Here is a 17,693-nt window from a genome sequence, read left to right on the forward strand (position 1 = left end):
CGTTGTCGGAAAAGTTCAACGCGGCATCGGCCGGCGGTCGTTCAGCGCCGACCAGCCGCGCACCACGCGGTAGAGGAACCACAGCGAGATGCCGAACCAGGCGATCCAGCCCGGCACGATCAGCAGCACCCACAGCGGCGCGGTGACCAGGTAGAGCAGGCCGGCCCAGACCACGCTGCGGATGCGCCAGGCGAAGTGGCTCTCCTGCCAGCTGCCCTGGGCCTCGCCGCGCTTGACCATGTCAATGATGAAGGCCACCACCAGCAGCGCCACGCCCGGCTGGAAGCTGGGGATCACGGCCCCCACCGCCACCACGGCGTGCAGCAGGTAGCTGATCTGGCTGACGCTGCGCAGCGAGGCCTCGCGCTCAGCATCCAGTACCACGGCGTCGGGTTCGCTCATCGGGTCCTCCAGCGGGGGTCAATCGCCCTGGCGCTCGCGCGCCTGGGCCTTGCGGGCAGCAAACTCTTCCAGGCCGGACAGGCCCTCGCGGCGCTCCAGCTCGCGCAGCACATCGGCCGGCGACAGGCCGAAATGGGCCAGCGCGATCATCGAGTGGAACCACAGGTCGGCCACTTCGTAGACGATCTTCTCGCGGTCGCCGTCCTTGGCCGCCATCACGGTTTCGGTGGCCTCTTCGCCCACCTTCTTCAAGATGGCGTCGGTGCCCTTGTGGAACAGGCGGGCGACGTAGCTCTTGTCCGGGTCGCCCTGGCGGCGGCTCTCGATGACCTCGTGCAGGCGCTGCAGGCTGTCGTTGGCACTCATCGGTAGATCGTCTCCGGATCCTTCAGCACCGGATCGACCGCCACCCAGCGGTCGCCCTCCAGGCGTTCATAGAAGCAGCTGTGGCGGCCGGTATGGCAGGCGATGCCGGGCTCATGGCCGCGCTGGGTGATCTTCAGCAGCACCACGTCCTGGTCGCAGTCGATGCGGATCTCGTGCACGTCCTGGAAGTGGCCCGACTCCTCGCCCTTGTGCCACAGCTTCTGGCGCGAGCGGCTGAAGTAGACCGCCTGGCGCAGCGCCGCGGTGCGCGACAGCGCCTCGCGGTTCATCCACGCGAACATCAGCACATCGCCCGTCGCCGCCTCCTGGGCGATCACGGGCACCAGCCCGTCCCGGTCCCAGCGCACGCGGTCCAGCCAATCAGTCATGCAGGCAGTGTAACGAAGCGCAGGCTCAGCCCGCGTGGGTGGGACCGGCATGGCCCCACTCCTGGGCGAACCAGTGCAGCACCGGAATGGTGCCCGGCAGCACCGGCACGCTGGCCACCGGCAGCGTCTCCCAGGCCATGGCCTGGCCTTCGCGCATCTGCAGCGCGCCGCTCCACGACGACACCAGGCGGAAATGCAGGCGCACGCGGGCGTGCTCGTAGTCCATCACCAGCTCGTGCCAGCGCCGGCTGGCGCCGATCGTGATGCCCAGCTCCTCGTGCAGCTCGCGCGCCAGCGCCTGGTGCACGCTCTCGCCGGCCTCCAGCTTGCCGCCCGGGAACTCCCAGTAGCCGGCGTAGACCTTGCCCGGCGGGCGCGAGGTCAGCAGGAACTGCCGCTCGCGGCCGCTGGCATCGGGGCGCACCAGCACGCCGACGGCCACCTCCACCGCCGCCCGCGGCGCGCGGACCACGCCGTCGGCCGAGTGCACCGCCTCAGACATGGTCCAGGCCGTCCGGGGCCGGGGTGTCGCTGGACGGGGCCGCGGGCAGATCGGTGCCGTGGTCGCGTCCCGCATAGTCGCGGGCGAACTGGTGCGCCACCCGGCCCGAGCGCGAGCCGCGCTCCAGGGCGAACACCAGGGCCTGCGGCCGCGCGGCGTCCCAGGCGGTGGCGGGCACGCCGTAGTGCGCCAGCCATTGCCGCACGATGGCCAGGTACTCGTCCTGGCTGAACGGATAGAAGCTGATCCACAGGCCGAAGCGCTCGGACAGCGAGATCTTTTCCTCGATCGCCTCGCCGGGGTGCAGTTCGCCATTCTCGTCGTGACGCGCCGCCAGGTTGTCGGCCATGCGCTCGGGCAGCAGGTGGCGGCGGTTGCTGGTGGCGTAGATCAGCACGTTCTCGGTGCTGGCGGCCACCGAGCCATCGAGGATGGATTTCAGCGCCTTGTAGCCGGCCTCGCCCTCTTCGAAGCTGAGGTCGTCGCTGAAGATGATGAAGCGCTCGGGCCGGCCGGCGATGCGCTCGACGATGTCCGGCAGGTCGATCAGGTCGGTCTTGTCCACCTCGATCAGGCGCAGGCCGCGGTCGGAAAACTCATGCAGGCAGGCGCGGATCAGCGAGCTCTTGCCGGTGCCACGCGCGCCGGTCAGCAGCACGTTGTTGGCCGGCCGGCCGGCCACGAACTGCGCGGTGTTGCGGCGCAGCCGCCCGCGCTGGGTGTCGACCTCCTTCAGGTCATCCAGGCGGATCAGGCCGACATGGCGCACCGGCTCCAGCCAGCCGGCGCCCTGGCGCTTGCGGTAGCGAAAGGCGATCGAGGCCGACCAGTCGGGGTCGGCCAGCGGGCGCGGCAGCACGGCTTCGAGGCGCTGCAGCACCGCATCGGCACGCTCCAGCAGACCCATCAGTTTGGCGGGATCGAACATCCCGCCAGTGTAGTGGGCTGCCGCAGCGCGGCTGGCTGGCTCAGGGGCAGCTGGTGCCGGTGTCCAGGCGCACGATGCGCGGCTTGCCCAGGTGGGCAGCGCCCGGGTCGTAGGGCGGGTTCGGCGCCCTGAACCGGGCCATGTAACTCACCAGCGCGTCGATGTCCTGACCACCGCCCAGACGGTCGGTGCCGCCCTTGAGCACGGTGAAGGCATCGCCGCCGTCGGCCAGGAAGTTGTTCACCGTGACGCGCCAGGCGCGCGAGGGCTCGAGCACCGTGCCCGCCGCATCGACCACCGTCACGGCGCCGCCCGGCAACTGCACGCTCAGGTTGCGCACCTTGGCACCACAGGCCTGGGTGTGGTCCCACTCGTAGCGCACGCCGTTGGAGGGCAGCAGCACGCGGGCGAAGCTGGTCTGGCCGAAGCAGTTCGGGAACTGCTGCTCCAGCGTGTCCTTGAGCTGCTGCGAGCTCAGCGTCAGCGTGACCAGGCCGTTGCCGAAGGGCTGGACGGTGAAGGCCTCGCCGTAGGTGACGTTGCCATCGCCCTCGCCCACCCCGCTGCCGGCGTACAGGAAGCCGGGGGTGCGCACACCGCCGGGGTTCATCAGCGCCAGCTGTGCCCCGCCCAGCTCGGGCGCTGCCGTGGCGGCCAGTTGGGCGTCGGCCACCAGGTCGCCGGCCGGCATGTTGCAGGCGGCGTCCTTGGTGTTGGGCACGTCGCGGGTGATCGCCCCAATCACCTGGTTGGCCACCGGCGCGGCGATCGCCTTGTAGGCGCTGGTGATCGCGGCGACCTGCGCGTTGGGCACGATCGCCGGGTTGCTGCGGTCGACCACCTTGTTGAGCGCGCTGACCGCGGTGACGTCGCCGCTGCGGCGGTCCAGCGTCACATCGATCTCGGTCAGCACCCGTCCGATCGCGTTGGCGCTGGTCACCGGCACCAGGCGGCCGCTGGCCAGCGGCAGCTGGCAGTTGTAGGCGGCGTGGGTGTGGCCGGTCAGCACCAGATCGACGGCGCCGTCGAGGGCCGCGACGATCGGCTTGATCGGCGAGCCCGCCAGCCCGCCTTCGCAGCCGTTGATGTCGGCCGTGGTGCCGGTCTGCACGCCGCCCTGGTGGATCATCACCACGATGGCTTCGATGCCGGCGGCCCGCAGGCGTGGCACCAGGGCGTTGACCGCCTGCGCCTCATCAGTGAAGGCCAGGCCCTTGATGCCGGCGGGCGAGACGATCTGCGGTGTCTCCTTCAGCGTCATGCCGATGAAGGCCATGCGCAGCGGGCGGCCGTCGGCGTCAAAGGTCTTGACGCCGTAGGGCGGGAACAGCGTCTCGCCGTTGCGCCGCTGCACCACGTTGGCGGCCAGGAAGCCGAAGCGTGCGCCCTCGAAGGGCACCGGCGTGCCGACCTCGGCGCCGCGGCAGCTGTTGACGGTGTCGGTCGGATGACAGCCGCCGCGCTGCATGCGCCGCAGCTCGACCTTGCCGTCGTCGAACTCGTGGTTGCCCACCGCATTGAAGTCCAGCCCGATGCGGTTCATCACCTCGATCGTCGGCTCGTCGTGGAACAGCGCCGAGACCAGCGGGCTGGCGCCGATCAGGTCACCGGCCGACACCACCACGGTGTTCGGGTTGGCCGCTCGGGCCGCGGCCACATAGCCCGCCAGCACGTCGGCACCACCGGCCGGCACGGCCGCGTCGGTGGCCCGGGCGCGGAAGCTGCCTGGCGACTCCAGCTGGCCGTGGAAGTCGTTCAGCGACAGGATCTTGACGGTCAGCGTGGCGGGCGCGCCAGCCAGCGCCGCTGATGCGGCAACAGCCAGCAGCGCCGAGGTGGCCAGAGGGCGGGAACGAGACAGCATGGGGTCCTCCAAGGGTCATGGCAGCGCACTGCCGATGGACCGATTGGAGGCGGCGGAGTTGACAGGATCGTGTCGGACCGCGGGAACCGACGAGGCCAGCGTCAGGCCAGCAGCGCGAGCGCCACGTCGAGCTGCTCGGTGGGCACGCGGCGGAAACCCGAGCGGGCATAGCGCTGCAGGCGCCCGACGATGAAGGCGGTCAGCGCCGAGGCGCGGCCGTTGGCATCGACCGTGGGCGTGGCCGAGCCTTCGGCCTGGGCGTCCAGGCGCAGACTCTGGCGCAGCTGCGCCTCGACCCGGTCGAAGAACTGGTTCATCCGCGCGGTCAGGCGCTCGTGCTCGAAGACCAGTGCGTCGCCCACCATCACGCGGGTCATGCCGGGGTTCTTCTCGCCAAACTGCAGCAGCACCTGGGTGATGCGCTGGGCCTGCAGGCGGCCGTCGGGCTCGCGCTCGGCGATCTGGTTGATCAGGCTGAAGATGCTGGACTCGATGAACTCGATCAGCCCTTCGAACATCTGCGCCTTGCTGGCGAAGTGGCGGTACAGCGCCGCTTCACTGACCTGCAGCTTCGCGGCCAGGGCAGCGGTGGTGATGCGGTCGGCGCCGGGCTGCTCGAGCATGGCGGCCAGGGTCTGCAGGATCTGCACACGGCGCTCGCCCGGCTTGGGGCGCTTGCGGCCGGACGCCGCCGCTGCCGCGTCGGTGGGTGCCTCGGTCTCGACCGGGTCGGCGGATTCGGGCAGGTCAGACATCAGGGCAGCCGGCGCAACTGTTGCAGCGTTTTGATTCTTGCACACACATAGGGCGGCCTGCGGTGCAGGTAAACACCGACTTCCGGGCCGTGGGCGTGGTGCTTGACCCAGCGCTGCATCCACACCGTGCGCATGCCCACCGACCGGGCTGAGCGCTGGTGCAGCAGGGTGTCCTCGACCAGCACGCAGCGCGACGGGTGCACCCCCAGCCGGGCGGCCAGGGCCTTGAACATGCGGGCGTCCGGCTTGGGCCGGATCTGGCCGAACAGGCGCATCTGCTCGATGCCGATCACCTCGTCGAACAGGCCGTCCAGGCGCAGGGCCTTGAGCACGCGCAGCGCGTAGTCGCGTCCGGCATTGGTGAGCACGATCTTGCGCCCGGTCAAGCGGCGCAGCGCCGCCAGATCATGCGGGTGCCCCACCAGTTCGCGCTCCAGCCCCGGGAAGGCGTGGGTGTGGCGCACGAAGTGGCTGGGGCGCACGCCGTGGTGGCGGATCAGCCCCAGCAGCGTCGAGCCGTAGCGGTGCCAGTAGTCGGCACGCAGCCGATCGGCCTCGTCAGGACTGACCTGCAGCTGCTCTTCGATGTAGCGGTTCATCGCGCCGTCGAAGTAGCGGAACGCCGACGCGCCGGCGTTGTGCAGCGTGTTGTCGAGGTCGAACAGCCAGACTGTGCGGCGATCAGCCATGGCACAGGGCGAAGGCGCGCAGCGACAAGCCTGGGGGCTTCAATGACTTCTGATCATGGTGCCGAAGGCCTGATCGGTCAGGATCTCGAGCAGGAGCACATGCGGCACCCGGCCGTCGATGATGTGCACCGCGTTGACGCCGCTCTTGGCGGCGTCCAGCGCGCCGGCGATCTTGGGCAGCATGCCGCCGCTGATCGTGCCGTCGGCGAACAACTCGTCGATGCGGCGCGCGGTGAGGTCGGTCAGCAGCTGGCCGCTCTTGTCGAGCACGCCGGTGATGTTGGTCAGCATCAGCAGCTTCTCGGCCTTCAGCACCGTGGCCAGCTTGGCCGCCACGACGTCGGCGTTGATGTTGTAGCTTTCGTTGTGTTCGCCAAAGCCGATCGGGCTGATCACCGGGATGAAGGCATCGTCCTGCAGCGCCTTGACGACGCTGGGGTCGATCGAGTCGATGTCGCCCACCTGGCCGACATCGTGCTCCTTGCTGGGGTCGTCCTTGTCGACCATCTTCAGCTTCTTGGCACGGATCAGGCCGCCATCGCGGCCGGTCAGGCCCACGGCCTTGCCGCCCGCGGCATTGATCAGGCCGACGATGTCCTGCTGCACCTCGCCGCCCAGCACCCACTCGACGACTTCCATCGTCTCCTCGTCGGTGACGCGCATGCCCTGGATGAAGGTGCCCTTCTTGCCCAGGCGGTTGAGCGCCTCGTCGATCTGCGGGCCGCCACCGTGCACCACCACCGGGTTCATGCCCACCAGCTTGAGCAGCACGATGTCCTCGGCAAAGTCCTGCTGCAGCGCCGGGTCGGTCATCGCGTTGCCGCCGTACTTGATGACCAGGGTCTTGCCGTGGTACTTGCGGATGTAGGGCAGCGCCTGCGAGAGGATCTCGGCCTTCTCGCGCGGCAGGATGTGGTCGACGCTGACGGGGGTCGGGGTGGTGGTCATGGCGGTGACAGGGGGGCGAAAGGGGAATGGCGGGATTGTAGGGATCGGCTGCGGCATCATCCCGACCGAGCCCCGCTGTCATCCGGCAGCGCTGCCGCCCCGTTGAAGGCTCACAAGGAGTCCCCTGCCATGCACACCCCCCGCCCTGTTGCGTCCATTGCCCGCCTGGTGCTGACCGCCGGCCTGGCCCTGGCCAGCGGCCTGGCGGCCGCGGCCGACGGCGAGATCCGCAAGATCGACGCCGCGCAAATGCGCCTGACGCTCAAGCACGACGCCATCCCCAGCCTGGACATGCCCGCCATGACCATGGCCTACAAGGCCAACTCGGCGGCGCTGCTGCAAGGCCTGGCCGTGGGTGACCAGGTGGTGTTCGAGGCTGAAAAGCGCGACGGCACCTACGTGATCACCGCGATCCGCAAGAAGTGAGCGTCGCGCGGGCCGCCCGGCCCGCGCGTGCCCCGGCCCAGCTCAGAAGTGGATGCCGCGCATCATCTGCTGCAGCGCCACCGCCTCGGCCGACAGCTGCGGCTTGCCGCCCTTCTCGCCCTTGGCCGCTTCCGAATCCGGGAACATCCGGAAGCTGGTGTTCATGACGATCTGCGCCACGCGCGGCACCAGCGCATGCAGCACCTGGCCGAAGATGCCCAGGCGGGTGGCGATGCGCACCGGCTTGTGGATCACCGCCTCGGCCACCATGTCGGCGGCCTCTTCCGGCGACAGCGTGGGCACGTTGTTGTAGATCTTGGTGGGCGCGATCATCGGCGTGCGCACCAGCGGCATGTTGATGGTGGTGAAGGTGATGCCCACATCGGCGAACTCGCTGGAGGCGCAGCGCGTCCAGGCATCCAGCGCGGCCTTGCTGGCCACATAGGCCGAGAAGCGCGGCGCATTGGTCAGCACGCCGATCGAGCTGATGTTGACCACATGGCCCTTGCGCTTGGCCGCCATGCCCGGCAGCAGGCCCATGGTCACGCGCAGGCAGCCGAAATAGTTCAGGTCCATCGTGCGCTGGTAGTCGTGGAAGCGGTCGTAGCTCGATTCGATCGCGCGGCGGATCGAGCGGCCGGCGTTGTTGACCAGCACGTCCACGCCGCCGAACTGCTCGGTCAGCCAGGTCACCAGCGCGGCGCAGCTTTCCTCGTTGGCAATGTCGGCACTGAAGGTGTGGATCTGGGCGTCCTTGCCGGCCTGCTCACGTATCTCGTCGGCGGCTTCCTTGAGCTTGATCTCGTCACGGGCGCAGATCACGGTGATCGCGCCGGCCTCGGCGAACTTGATCGCCGCGGCCAGGCCGATGCCTGACGAGCCGCCCGTCACCAGCACCACCTTGCCCGCCACCGAGCCCTTGAGCGAGCGGTCCTTGAACAGGTCGGGGTCGAGGTGGCGCTCCCAGTAGTCCCACAGCCGCCAGGCGTAGTCGTGCAGGTTGGGACACTCGATGCCCGAGCCCTTGAGCGCCGCCTGCGTCTCGCGGCAGTCGAAGCGCGTGGGGTAGTTGACGAAGGTCAGGATGTCCTCGGGCAGGCCCAGGTCGGCCATCACCGCGCGGTGGATGCGGCGCACCGGCGCCAGCGCCATCAGGCCCTTCTTCACGCTGCGCGGAATGAAGCCCAGCAGCGCGGCATTGACGAAGAGGTTCATCTTCGGCGCGTGCGCCGCCTTGGCGAACACGCCCAGCACATCGCCCACGCGGTAGCCGACCGGGTCGACCAGGTGGAAGCACTTGCCCTTGATCGCGTGCTTGGAGTGGCTGATGTGGTCCAGCGCCGCCACCACGAAATCCACCGGCACGATGTTGATGCGCCCGCCCTCCAGGCCCACCGCCGGCATCCACGGTGGCAGGATCTGGCGCATGCGCTGGATCAGCTTGAAGAAGTAGTAGGGGCCATCGATCTTGTCCATCTCGCCGGTGCGCGAGTCGCCCACCACCGCCGCCGGGCGGTAGACCGTCCAGGGCACCTTGCACTCGGTGCGGACGATCTTCTCGCTCTCGTGCTTGGTGCTGAAGTACGGGTGGTCGAGGTTCTCGGCCTCGTCGAACATGTCCTCGCGGAACACGCCCTCGTACAGGCCGGCGGCGGCGATCGAGCTGACGTGGTGCAGGTGGCCGGCGTCGATGGCCTTGGCGAACTCGACCACGTTGCGCGTGCCTTCCACGTTCACGCGCACCTGGCTGTCGGCATCGGCTTCCAGGTCATACACGGCCGCCAGGTGGTAGACCGCATCGATCTGGCCCTTCAGGGCCTTGATCTGGTCGGCGGCCACGCCCAGCTTGCGGCTGGTCAGGTCACCGGTCACCGCCACCGCGCGCGACTTCGACACGCCCCAGGACTCGAGCAGGCCCTGGACCTTGCCCTCGCTGCCCGGGCGGACCAGGAAATACACGGTGCTGCCGCGGCGCGCCAGCAGCGCGGCGACCAGGCGCTTGCCGATGAACCCGGTGGCGCCAGTGACGAAGTAACGCATGCCCATCTCCTTGCGGTGCTCGACGAATGGCGCCGATTGTGGCGCTGCCCGCCCGCCCGGCCTTTGCGCGCAAACCCGGGATCATCCCGGGATAGAGCGGTCTCCCTAGCGGATTAGGATGAAGCCCCCAGGCCGTCTGCCTACACTGGCCTGCATGACTCGGGGGACAGCGTGGCCGCCCGAGGCGCCCAAGCCTTCGGGACGGGCCACCCAGCCACGCCACACGGACACTGCGAGGACACATCCCATGGTCAAGAAGCTCAAGAAGATGGCCGAGGCCAAGGCCGCCAACCCGGCCGGCCTGCTCGACAGCCAACTCGCCGGCGCCGTCAAGGCCTCGGCCCAGCAGATCTGGCTGGCCGGCATGGGCGCGTTCGCCAAGGCCCAGGAAGAAGGCGGCAAGGTCTTCGAGGCGCTGGTCAAGGAAGGCGTCAGCCTGCAGCGCAAGACCCAGGCCGTGGCCGAGGAACGCCTGGGCGAGGTCACCGGCAAGATGAGCGCGATGGCCGGTGAGGTCACGAACAAGGCCGGCGCGTCCTGGGACAAGCTGGAATCGATCTTCGAGGCCCGCACCGCCAAGGCGATGAGCAAGCTGGGCGTGCCCACCGCCAAGGACGTGGCGGAGCTGACCGCCCGCGTCGAGGCCCTGGCCGCCGCGGTGGCCAAGCTGGGTGGCGACGTCAAGCCCGCCAAGCCGGCCAAGGCCCCGCGCAAGGCCGCCGCGCCGAAGAAGGCTGCCGCCAAGGCAGCGGTCGCGGCGCCGGCACCGGCCCCCGCCAAGAAGGCCGCCGCGCCGCGCAAGGCTGCGGCCAAGAAGTCGGCCCCCGCGGCCTGAGGTCCCTGCCGGGGTGCTGGCGCCCTGGCGCCCACCCCGACGCTGACGCATGGCCCGACCCTCCCGACGACGCCCCCCGCGCGGTCCGCGCATCGGCCTGGCCCTGGCGGGCGGCGGCCCGATCGGCGCCATCTACGAGATCGGCGCCCTGTGCGCGCTGGAAGACTCGGTCGAGGGCCTGTCCTTCACCGGGGTTGACCACTTCGTCGGTGTCTCGGCCGGCGCCTTCATCGCGGCAGCGCTGGCCAACGGCCTGACGCCGCGCGCGATGTGCGCGGCCTTCATCGAGAATGTCGGTGGCGACGAGAGCGTCATCGACCCCGGCCTGTTCACCCAGCCCGCCTGGAACGAGTACGTCCGCCGCATGGCGATGGCGCCGCTGGTCACCGCCTCGGCCGCCTGGCAGTGGATGCTGGGCCGCGGCTCGCTGGCCGGCTGGATGTCCGACGTCGGCCGCCTGCTGCCCAACGGCTTCTTCGACAACGCGCCGCTCGAGCGGCACCTGCGCCAGCTGTTCTCGGCGCCGGGCCGCAGCAATGACTTCCGTGACCTCGGCCAGCGCCTGGTGGTGGTGGCCACCGACCTGGACACCGGCGACGCCGCCCCCTTTGGTCAGCCCGGCTGGGACGAGGTGCCGATCTCGCAGGCGGTGATCGCCAGCGCCGCGCTGCCCGGCCTGTACCCGCCGGTCGAGATCGGTGGTCGGCACTATGTGGACGGCGCGCTGAAGAAGACCGTTCACGCCTCGGTGCTGCTCGAGCGCGGCCTGGACCTGCTGATCTGCCTGAACCCGCTGGTGCCCTTCGATGCCACGCACGACCCGGGCAAGGGCCGTCATCCCACGGCCGGGGCCATCCCCCGGCTGGAACAGGGCGGCCTGCCGGCGCTGCTGAGCCAGACCTTCCGCTCGCTGATCCATTCGCGGCTGGAGCTGGGCATGAAGGGCTATGAGCGCAGCCACCCGGACTGCGACATCCTGCTCTTCGAGCCCGACCACGGCGACGCCGAGATGTTCCATGCCGGCACCTTCAGCTACTCGATGCGCCGCCGCCTGGCCAGCCATGCCTTCCAGCAGACCCGCCAGATGCTGCGCGAGCGCGCCGCCGAGCTGGGTCCGACGCTGGCGCGCCACGGCCTGCGCCTGAACGAGGACCGCCTGCACGAGCCGCGCCAGTTGCTGGCCAGCGACTCGCCGCCGGCGCCGCGCGGCAAGGCGCTGGTCGCGCGCACCCACCGCACGCTGGACCGGCTGGAGCGCTGGGTGTCGCGCCGCTGATCAGTCGCGCGGGTCCTCAGTCCCGCAGATAGCGCCGCTCCAGGTGCGCCCGGAAGTGCGCCGGGTTCAGCGTCTCACCGCTGGCGCGCTGCGCGAGTTCGTCGGTCGGCCACTGGCTGGCCTGCGACCAGATGCGCGCCGCCAGCCAGTCCAGCGCCGGTGACAGGTCGCCGGCGTCGATGGCGGTGTCCAGGCCGGGCAGCTCGCGGCGCATCGCGGCAAACCACTGCGCGGCGTACATCGCCCCCAGCGAGTAGCAGGGGAAATAGCCGAAGGAGCCGTCGGTCCAGTGGATGTCCTGCATCGGGCCGTCGCGGTAGTTGCCGCGGGTGTCGATGCCCAGCAGCGACTGCATGCGCTCATCCCACATCGCCGGGATGTCGTCCACCTCGGCCTCGCCCTCGATCAGCGCGCGCTCGATCTCGAAGCGCAGGATCACATGCGCCGGGTAGGTGACCTCGTCGGCCTCGACGCGGATCAGGCCGGGCTTCACCCGGGTCAGCAGGCGGTGCAGGTTGTGCGGCTCGAAGGCGCTCTGGTCGCCGAAGGCCTCGACCAGCAGCGGCGACAGCAGCCGGGCGAAGCCGGGGTGGCCGCCCAGTTGCATCTCGAAGGACAGGCTCTGGCTCTCATGCAGCGCCATCGAGCGGGCCGCGCCGATCGGCTGGCCCAGCCAGGCGCGCGGCAGGCCCTGCTCGTAGCGGCCGTGGCCGGTCTCGTGGATGGTGCCCATCAGCGCCAGCACGAAGTTGTCCTCGACAAAGCGGGTGGTCAGGCGCACGTCCTCGGGCGCGCCGCCCGAAAACGGATGGGCCGACACATCGAGCCGGCCGGCCTGGAAGTCGAAGCCCAGGCGCCGCATCACCTGCTCGCACAGGCCGCGCTGGGCCGGCACCGAGAACGGCCCCACCGGCTCGATGACCGGCTCGTCGGCCTGTCGCACCACCACGCGCTGGATCAGGCCGGGCAGCCAGCGCCGCACCTCGCCGAACAGGCGGGCCACCTCGGCCGCGCGCATGCCGGGCTCATACTGGTCCATCAGCGCGTCGTACAGGCCCAGGCCGCTGCGCTCGGCCAGCAGCCGCGCCTCCTCGCGGGCGATCTCCAGCACCGGTCGCAGGTTGGCGGCAAAGCCGGTCCAGTCGTTGGCAGGACGCTGGCTGCGCCAGGCGTGCTCGCAGCGCGCGCCCGCCAGCGCGCGGCGCTCGACCAGGTCCTCGGGCCAGGCGGTGGCCAGCAGCCAGTGGCGGCGGATCTCGCGCAGGTTGGCCCGCTGCACCGCGTCCAGCGGCTCGGCCTCGGCCTGGGTCAGCAGGTGGCCGATCTTGGGTTCGGTGCGCAGGCGGTGCAGCAGCGCGGCCAGCTCGGCCAGCGCCGCCGCGCGCGCCTCGTTGCCGGCCGGGGGCATGTAGGCCGCCTGGTCCCAGCTGACGATGCCCTGCAGGTGCTCGTAGCGGTGGATGCGCGCGAACGCCGCGCACAGGGCCTGGTAGGCGGATGTCTCGGATGTCATTGTGTGTTCACTCCCTCCAGCGGTCAGGCACCGATGGTCCCCTGATTGTGGACGCATGCCTGGGGTCCCGGGCCCCGGTTGCACCCGCTGACAGTCTCAGCCCGACAGCAGCGGCCAGCCGGCCACGATCGCCCCGGTCATCAGCACGTAGCGCAGGAACTTGCCCAGCGCCATCCAGGCCACGCAGGGCCAGAAGGGCAGGCGCAGCCAGCCCGCCAGCGCGCAGAGCGGATCGCCCAGCAGCGGCAGCCAACTCATCACGCAGGCTTTGGGGCCGAATCGGCGCAGCGCCTCGAGCAGGCGCTGCTCGCGCGGCGGGCGGTGGGCGACCTGCTCGAAGGCCCGCTCGGCGCCCCAGCCCATCCACCAGCTGATCGCGCCGCCCAGGGTGTTGCCCGCGGTGGCCACCAGCACCGCCGGCCAGAACAGACCCGGCTCGGCCAGCACCAGCGCAGCCACCGCGGGTTCGGAGCCCAGCGGCAGCAGCGTCGCCGACACCAGCGCCACCAGGAATACCGCCGGCAGGCCGACCTGCGGCAGCGCCAGCCAGTCCATCAGCCCGGCCAGCTGCGATGTGAACCACGCCTCCATCGGGCCGATTGTGGCGCGGCGGGCAAGGCCCTGGCGGCTATACTCCTGCCTCCTTTTTCAGCACCCTCCTCCATGCGCATCGGCCCCCATGAGCTGCCGAACCGGCTGTTCGTCGCCCCGATGGCCGGGGTGACCGACCGTCCGTTTCGCCAGCTGTGCCGGCGCCTGGGTGCCGGCTATGCGGTCAGCGAGATGGTCACCTCGCGCAAGGACCTGTGGCAGTCGCTGAAGACCTCGCGCCGCGCCGACCACACCGGCGAGCCCGGCCCGATCGCGGTGCAGATCGCCGGCACCGATGCGCCGATGATGGCCGAGGCCGCCGCCTACAACATCGACCGCGGCGCGCAGATCATCGACATCAACATGGGCTGCCCCGCCAAGAAGGTGTGCAACAAGTGGGCCGGCTCGGCGCTGATGCGCGAGGAGCCGCTGGCACTGCAGATCATCGAGGCCGTGGTGGCCGCCTGCGCACCGCGCGGGGTGCCGGTGACGCTGAAGATGCGCACCGGCTGGTGCGACACCGAGCGCAATGCGCTGCGCCTGGCGCGCGCCGCCGAGAGCGCTGGCGTGGCGATGGTCACGGTGCACGGCCGCACGCGCGAGCAGGGCTACAGCGGCCAGGCCGAGCACGACACCGTGGCCGCGGTGAAGGCCGCGCTGTCGATTCCCGTGGTGGCCAACGGCGACATCGACTCCCCCGAGACCGCCGCCGCGGTGCTGGCGCGCACCGGCGCCGACGCGGTGATGATCGGCCGCGCCGCCCAGGGCCGGCCCTGGATCTTCCGCGAGATCGCCCACTTCCTGGCCACCGGCGAGCACCTGCCGCCCCCGGTCACGCGCGAGGTCCAGGCCTGGCTGACCGAGCATCTGCGCGACCATTACGGCCTCTACGGCGAGGCCAGTGGCGTGCGCAGCGCGCGCAAGCACATTGGCTGGGCGGTGCGCGCATTGCCCGGTGGCGAGGCCTTCCGCGCGGTGATGAACACGCTGGACGACGCCGACGCGCAGCTGCGCGCGGTGTCCACCTTCTTCGACGCGCTGGCCGACACCCACGAACGCCTGCCGCTGCCCGCCGCCAACCAGTCGCTGTTGCGCGAGCGCGCCTGACCCCACCCGAACCTATCCATGAGTAAGAAGAACATCGAGGAGAGCGTGCGCGACACGCTGGACCAGTATTTCAAGGACCTGCACGGCGCCGAGCCGCATTCGCTGCACGACCTGGTGATGGGCAGCGCCGAGAAGCCGCTGCTCGAGGTGGTGATGCGCCAGGCCGACGGCAACCAGAGCAAGGCCGCCGAATGGCTGGGCATCAACCGCAACACGCTGCGCCGCAAGCTGCTCGACCACCGGCTCATCAAGTGACTCTTCATTCTTCAAACTGACCCGCCCACCATGACCCAGCTCACCGCCCTGCTCTCGGTCTCCGACAAGACCGGCATCGTCGAATTCGCCCAGGCCCTGCACGGCCACGGCATCCGGCTGCTGTCCACCGGCGGCACCGCCAAGCTGCTGGCCGGCGCCGGCCTGCCGGTCACCGAGGTCAGCGAGATCACCGGCTTTCCCGAGATGCTCGACGGCCGCGTCAAGACCCTGCACCCGCGCGTGCACGGCGGCCTGCTGGCGCGTCGCGATGTGCCCGAGCACATGGCCGCGCTGAAGGAACATGGCATCGGCACCATCGACCTGCTGATCATCAACCTCTACCCCTTCGCCCAGGCCACCGCCAAGGCCGACTGCAGCTTCGAGGACGCGATCGAGAACATCGACATCGGCGGCCCGGCGATGCTGCGCGCCGCGGCCAAGAACTGGCAGGACGTGGGCGTGGTGATCGACCCCGTCGACTACCCGCAGGTGCTGGCCGAGCTGTCGGCCTCGCAGGGCCAGTCGCTGACCCGCGCCACCAAGTTCATGCTGGCCAAGAAGGTGTTCTCGCACACCGCCGCCTATGACGGCATGATCAGCAACTACCTGACCTCGCTGGCCCCGGGCGCCGAGGAGAACACCGCCGCCGTGCCGGCACGCGAGGAGTACCCCAGCGTGTTCAACCTGCAGCTGCACAAGGTTCAGGGCATGCGTTACGGCGAGAACCCGCACCAGAGCGCCGCCTTCTACAAGGAGGCGCAGGTCGCCTCCGGCCTGCTGGCCGGCTGGACCCAGATCCAGGGCAAGGAACTCAGCTTCAACAACATCGCCGACGCCGACGCCGCCTGGGAATGCGTCAAGGCCTTCGAGGCGCCCGCCTGCGTGATCGTCAAGCACGCCAACCCCTGCGGCGTGGCCGTGGGCGCGACGCTGCTGGAAGCCTACGAGAAGGCCCTGAAGACCGACCCCACCAGCGCCTTCGGCGGCATCATCGCCTTCAACCGGCCGTTGGATGCCGACGTGGTCGAGAAGATCAACGCCAACAAGCACTTCGTCGAGGTGGCGATCGCCCCGACCATCACCCCGGCCGCGCGCGCCGCGTACGCCGGCAAGGTCAATGTGCGCCTGCTGGAAGTGGCGATCTCCAGGACCAGCAACCCGCTGGACATGAAGCGCGTGGGCGGCGGCATGCTGCTGCAGTCGGCCGACAACGTCGACATCGTCGGCGAGCTGAAAGTGGTCACCAAGGTCCAGCCCACCGCGCAGCAGTTGGAAGACCTCAAGTTCGCCTGGACCGTGGCGCGCTTCGTCAAGAGCAACGCCATCGTCTTCTGCAAGGACGGCATGACCTTCGGTGTGGGCGCCGGCCAGATGAGCCGCCTGGACTCGGCCCGCATCGCCAGCATCAAGGCCCAGGCCGCCGGCCTGAGCCTGGCCGGCACCGCCGTGGCCAGCGACGCCTTCTTCCCGTTCCGTGACGGCCTGGACGTGGTGGTCGACGCCGGTGCCACCTGCGTCATCCACCCGGGTGGCTCGATGCGCGACGACGAGGTGATCGCCGCCGCCGACGAGCGCGGCATCGCGATGGTGCTGACCGGCACCCGCCACTTCCGCCACTGAACGTGAAAACGGCACCGAAGGTCGACCCGGCCGAGGTGCAGTTCACGGCCATCCGCGCCCAGGGCGCGGGGGGCCAGAACGTCAACAAGGTGTCGAACGCGGCGCACCTGCGCTTCGACATCACCGCCAGCTCGCTGCCCGAGGCGCTCAAGGCCCGGCTGCTGGCCTGGCCCGACAGCCGCATCGGCAGCGACGGCGTGGTCGTCATCAAGGCCCAGGAGCACCGCAGCCTGCCGATGAACCAGGCCGACGCACTGGCGCGGCTGCAGGCCCTGGTGGACGCCGCCGCCCATGTGCCCAAGGCGCGCAAGGCCACCCGGCCCACGCGCGGCTCGCAGCAGCGGCGCCTGGCCAGCAAGAGCAAGCGCAGCGAGATCAAGGCCGGCCGTCAGGGCCGACCGGAATAGGGGCCCCCAGGCTTGCCGCTGCGCGGCTTCGCCACCCCCCAAGGGGGCTCGCCCGCCTTGGGGCGGCCCGGCGGCGGGCGCTGCTTAGAACAGCGCGCTGAGAAACTGCAGCGTGCGACCGTGCGCCAGCGCGGCGGCAGCCGGCCCATGGGAGGCCCGCGCCCAGCAGTTGAAGCCGTGCTGCGCGCCCTCGTAGACGAAGACCTCGGCCGGCTTGCCGGCCATCGCGGCGCGCACCGCCTCCACCGCCTCGGGCGGGATGTGCGGGTCCTCGCCGGCGTAGTGGAACTGCATCGGGCAGTTCACCGAGGGGGCCAGCGCCAGCTGGTGGTGGATGCCGCCGCCGTACCAGGCGACCGCCGCGTCCAGCCCGCCCTGCGCCGCCAGCGCCCAGGCCAGGCGTCCGCCCATGCAGTAGCCCAGCGCCGCGCTGCGACCGGTGCATTCGGGGCGCGCCTTCAGCGCGGCCAGCGCGGCCGCCAGGTCCGGCCCGGTCTCGGCGGGCGGCAGCGCCTGCATCAGCGCCAGCGCGCGCTCCCGGTCGGCCCCCACATAGCCCAGGTCCACCCGCGGCGCCTGGCGCCAGAAAACATCGGGTGCCAGCACCACGAAGCCGTCCAGCGCGTACTGTTCGGCCACCGCGCGGATGTGCGCGTTGACGCCGAAGATCTCCTGCAGCAGCAGCAGGCCGGGTCCGCGGCCAGCGGGAGGCAGCGCCAGGTAGCCCTGGAAGCCGGGGCGGGCGGGGTCGATGTCGATCCAGTCGGTGCGGGTGCTCAT

20 protein-coding genes are annotated in these 17,693 nt (G+C 70.3%); 7 read left to right on the plus strand and 13 right to left on the minus strand.

The genetic code is table 11. The features are described from left to right. Positions 1-15 precede the first annotated feature (15 nt). The 9 genes from KAK07_RS12885 to argB form a co-directional block, all read right to left on the minus strand. Complete coding sequence (locus KAK07_RS12885) at positions 16-402, minus strand: DUF4870 family protein (RefSeq protein ID WP_210854069.1); 387 nt, start codon at positions 400-402, stop codon at positions 16-18. 18 nt (positions 403-420) lie between these two features. Continuing rightward, entirely contained in the window at positions 421-768 is a 348-nt protein-coding gene (locus KAK07_RS12890) for a phosphoribosyl-ATP diphosphatase (protein WP_210854070.1), read from the minus strand. After that, positions 765-1,157: a phosphoribosyl-AMP cyclohydrolase gene (gene hisI / locus KAK07_RS12895; protein WP_210854071.1), complete on the minus strand. Its 393-nt coding sequence runs from the start codon at positions 1,155-1,157 to the stop codon at positions 765-767. Before hisI ends, KAK07_RS12890 begins: the two co-directional genes overlap by 4 nt. A gap of 25 nt (positions 1,158-1,182) precedes the next feature. Continuing rightward, positions 1,183-1,659 carry a (deoxy)nucleoside triphosphate pyrophosphohydrolase gene (locus KAK07_RS12900; RefSeq protein ID WP_210861169.1) on the minus strand — a complete coding sequence of 159 codons (477 nt, stop codon included), beginning with the start codon at positions 1,657-1,659 and terminating at the stop codon, positions 1,183-1,185. Further along, positions 1,652-2,587 (minus strand): ATP-binding protein, encoded by a 936-nt coding sequence (locus KAK07_RS12905; protein WP_210861171.1) that lies wholly within the window; start codon positions 2,585-2,587, stop codon positions 1,652-1,654. The genes KAK07_RS12900 and KAK07_RS12905 overlap by 8 nt, the downstream gene beginning before the upstream one ends. A 40-nt stretch (positions 2,588-2,627) precedes the next feature. Continuing rightward, entirely contained in the window at positions 2,628-4,451 is a 1,824-nt protein-coding gene (locus tag KAK07_RS12910; protein WP_210861173.1) for a bifunctional metallophosphatase/5'-nucleotidase, read from the minus strand. 101 nt (positions 4,452-4,552) lie between these two features. After that, positions 4,553-5,206 (minus strand): nucleoid occlusion factor SlmA, encoded by a 654-nt coding sequence (gene slmA, locus KAK07_RS12915; protein WP_210854075.1) that lies wholly within the window; start codon positions 5,204-5,206, stop codon positions 4,553-4,555. Beyond that, a complete protein-coding gene (locus KAK07_RS12920) occupies positions 5,206-5,895 on the minus strand; it encodes a pyrimidine 5'-nucleotidase (protein ID WP_210861175.1) in 690 nt (229 codons plus the stop codon). The genes slmA and KAK07_RS12920 overlap by 1 nt, the downstream gene beginning before the upstream one ends. Positions 5,896-5,934: 39 nt before the next feature. Beyond that, positions 5,935-6,843 carry an acetylglutamate kinase gene (gene argB / locus KAK07_RS12925; protein ID WP_210854077.1) on the minus strand — a complete coding sequence of 303 codons (909 nt, stop codon included), beginning with the start codon at positions 6,841-6,843 and terminating at the stop codon, positions 5,935-5,937. 129 nt (positions 6,844-6,972) lie between these two features. Here argB and KAK07_RS12930 point away from each other — a divergent pair, with 129 nt between their 5' ends. Next, on the plus strand, positions 6,973-7,269 hold the full coding sequence (locus tag KAK07_RS12930) for a copper-binding protein (protein WP_210854078.1): 297 nt from the start codon (positions 6,973-6,975) through the stop codon (positions 7,267-7,269). 42 nt (positions 7,270-7,311) lie between these two features. On the opposite strand, the gene KAK07_RS12935 is transcribed toward KAK07_RS12930, so the two are convergent. Beyond that, a complete protein-coding gene (locus tag KAK07_RS12935; RefSeq protein ID WP_210861177.1) occupies positions 7,312-9,309 on the minus strand; it encodes an SDR family oxidoreductase in 1,998 nt (665 codons plus the stop codon). Positions 9,310-9,556: 247 nt separating this feature from the next. On the opposite strand from KAK07_RS12935, the gene KAK07_RS12940 reads away from it, so the two are divergent. Further along, positions 9,557-10,144, plus strand: coding sequence for a phasin family protein (locus KAK07_RS12940; protein ID WP_210861179.1), 588 nt, complete (start codon positions 9,557-9,559; stop codon positions 10,142-10,144). Between the two features lie 49 nt (positions 10,145-10,193). Further along, positions 10,194-11,420 carry a patatin-like phospholipase family protein gene (locus KAK07_RS12945; protein WP_210861181.1) on the plus strand — a complete coding sequence of 409 codons (1,227 nt, stop codon included), beginning with the start codon at positions 10,194-10,196 and terminating at the stop codon, positions 11,418-11,420. Between the two features lie 16 nt (positions 11,421-11,436). On the opposite strand, the gene KAK07_RS12950 is transcribed toward KAK07_RS12945, so the two are convergent. Then, positions 11,437-12,933 carry a carboxypeptidase M32 gene (locus KAK07_RS12950; protein WP_210861183.1) on the minus strand — a complete coding sequence of 499 codons (1,497 nt, stop codon included), beginning with the start codon at positions 12,931-12,933 and terminating at the stop codon, positions 11,437-11,439. A 96-nt stretch (positions 12,934-13,029) separates the two neighbouring features. Next, positions 13,030-13,524, minus strand: coding sequence for a YqaA family protein (locus KAK07_RS12955; protein WP_210861185.1), 495 nt, complete (start codon positions 13,522-13,524; stop codon positions 13,030-13,032). A 72-nt stretch (positions 13,525-13,596) separates the two neighbouring features. Between KAK07_RS12955 and dusB the strand changes: the two genes are divergently transcribed. From dusB to arfB, 4 genes are read left to right on the plus strand one after another with little or no spacing between them, the layout of a single operon-like run. Continuing rightward, positions 13,597-14,631 (plus strand): tRNA dihydrouridine synthase DusB, encoded by a 1,035-nt coding sequence (gene dusB / locus KAK07_RS12960; protein WP_210861187.1) that lies wholly within the window; start codon positions 13,597-13,599, stop codon positions 14,629-14,631. An 18-nt stretch (positions 14,632-14,649) separates the two neighbouring features. Beyond that, a complete protein-coding gene (locus KAK07_RS12965) occupies positions 14,650-14,886 on the plus strand; it encodes a helix-turn-helix domain-containing protein (RefSeq protein ID WP_210854085.1) in 237 nt (78 codons plus the stop codon). 30 nt (positions 14,887-14,916) lie between these two features. Then, a complete protein-coding gene (gene purH / locus KAK07_RS12970; protein ID WP_210854086.1) occupies positions 14,917-16,506 on the plus strand; it encodes a bifunctional phosphoribosylaminoimidazolecarboxamide formyltransferase/IMP cyclohydrolase in 1,590 nt (529 codons plus the stop codon). Positions 16,507-16,508: 2 nt separating this feature from the next. After that, complete coding sequence (gene arfB, locus KAK07_RS12975; protein WP_210861189.1) at positions 16,509-16,913, plus strand: alternative ribosome rescue aminoacyl-tRNA hydrolase ArfB; 405 nt, start codon at positions 16,509-16,511, stop codon at positions 16,911-16,913. A gap of 84 nt (positions 16,914-16,997) precedes the next feature. On the opposite strand, the gene KAK07_RS12980 is transcribed toward arfB, so the two are convergent. After that, entirely contained in the window at positions 16,998-17,693 is a 696-nt protein-coding gene (locus KAK07_RS12980; RefSeq protein ID WP_210861191.1) for a dienelactone hydrolase family protein, read from the minus strand.

Origin of the sequence: Ideonella alba (genome assembly GCF_018069875.1) — a bacterium.
GTDB lineage: Bacteria > Pseudomonadota > Gammaproteobacteria > Burkholderiales > Burkholderiaceae_C > Ideonella > Ideonella alba.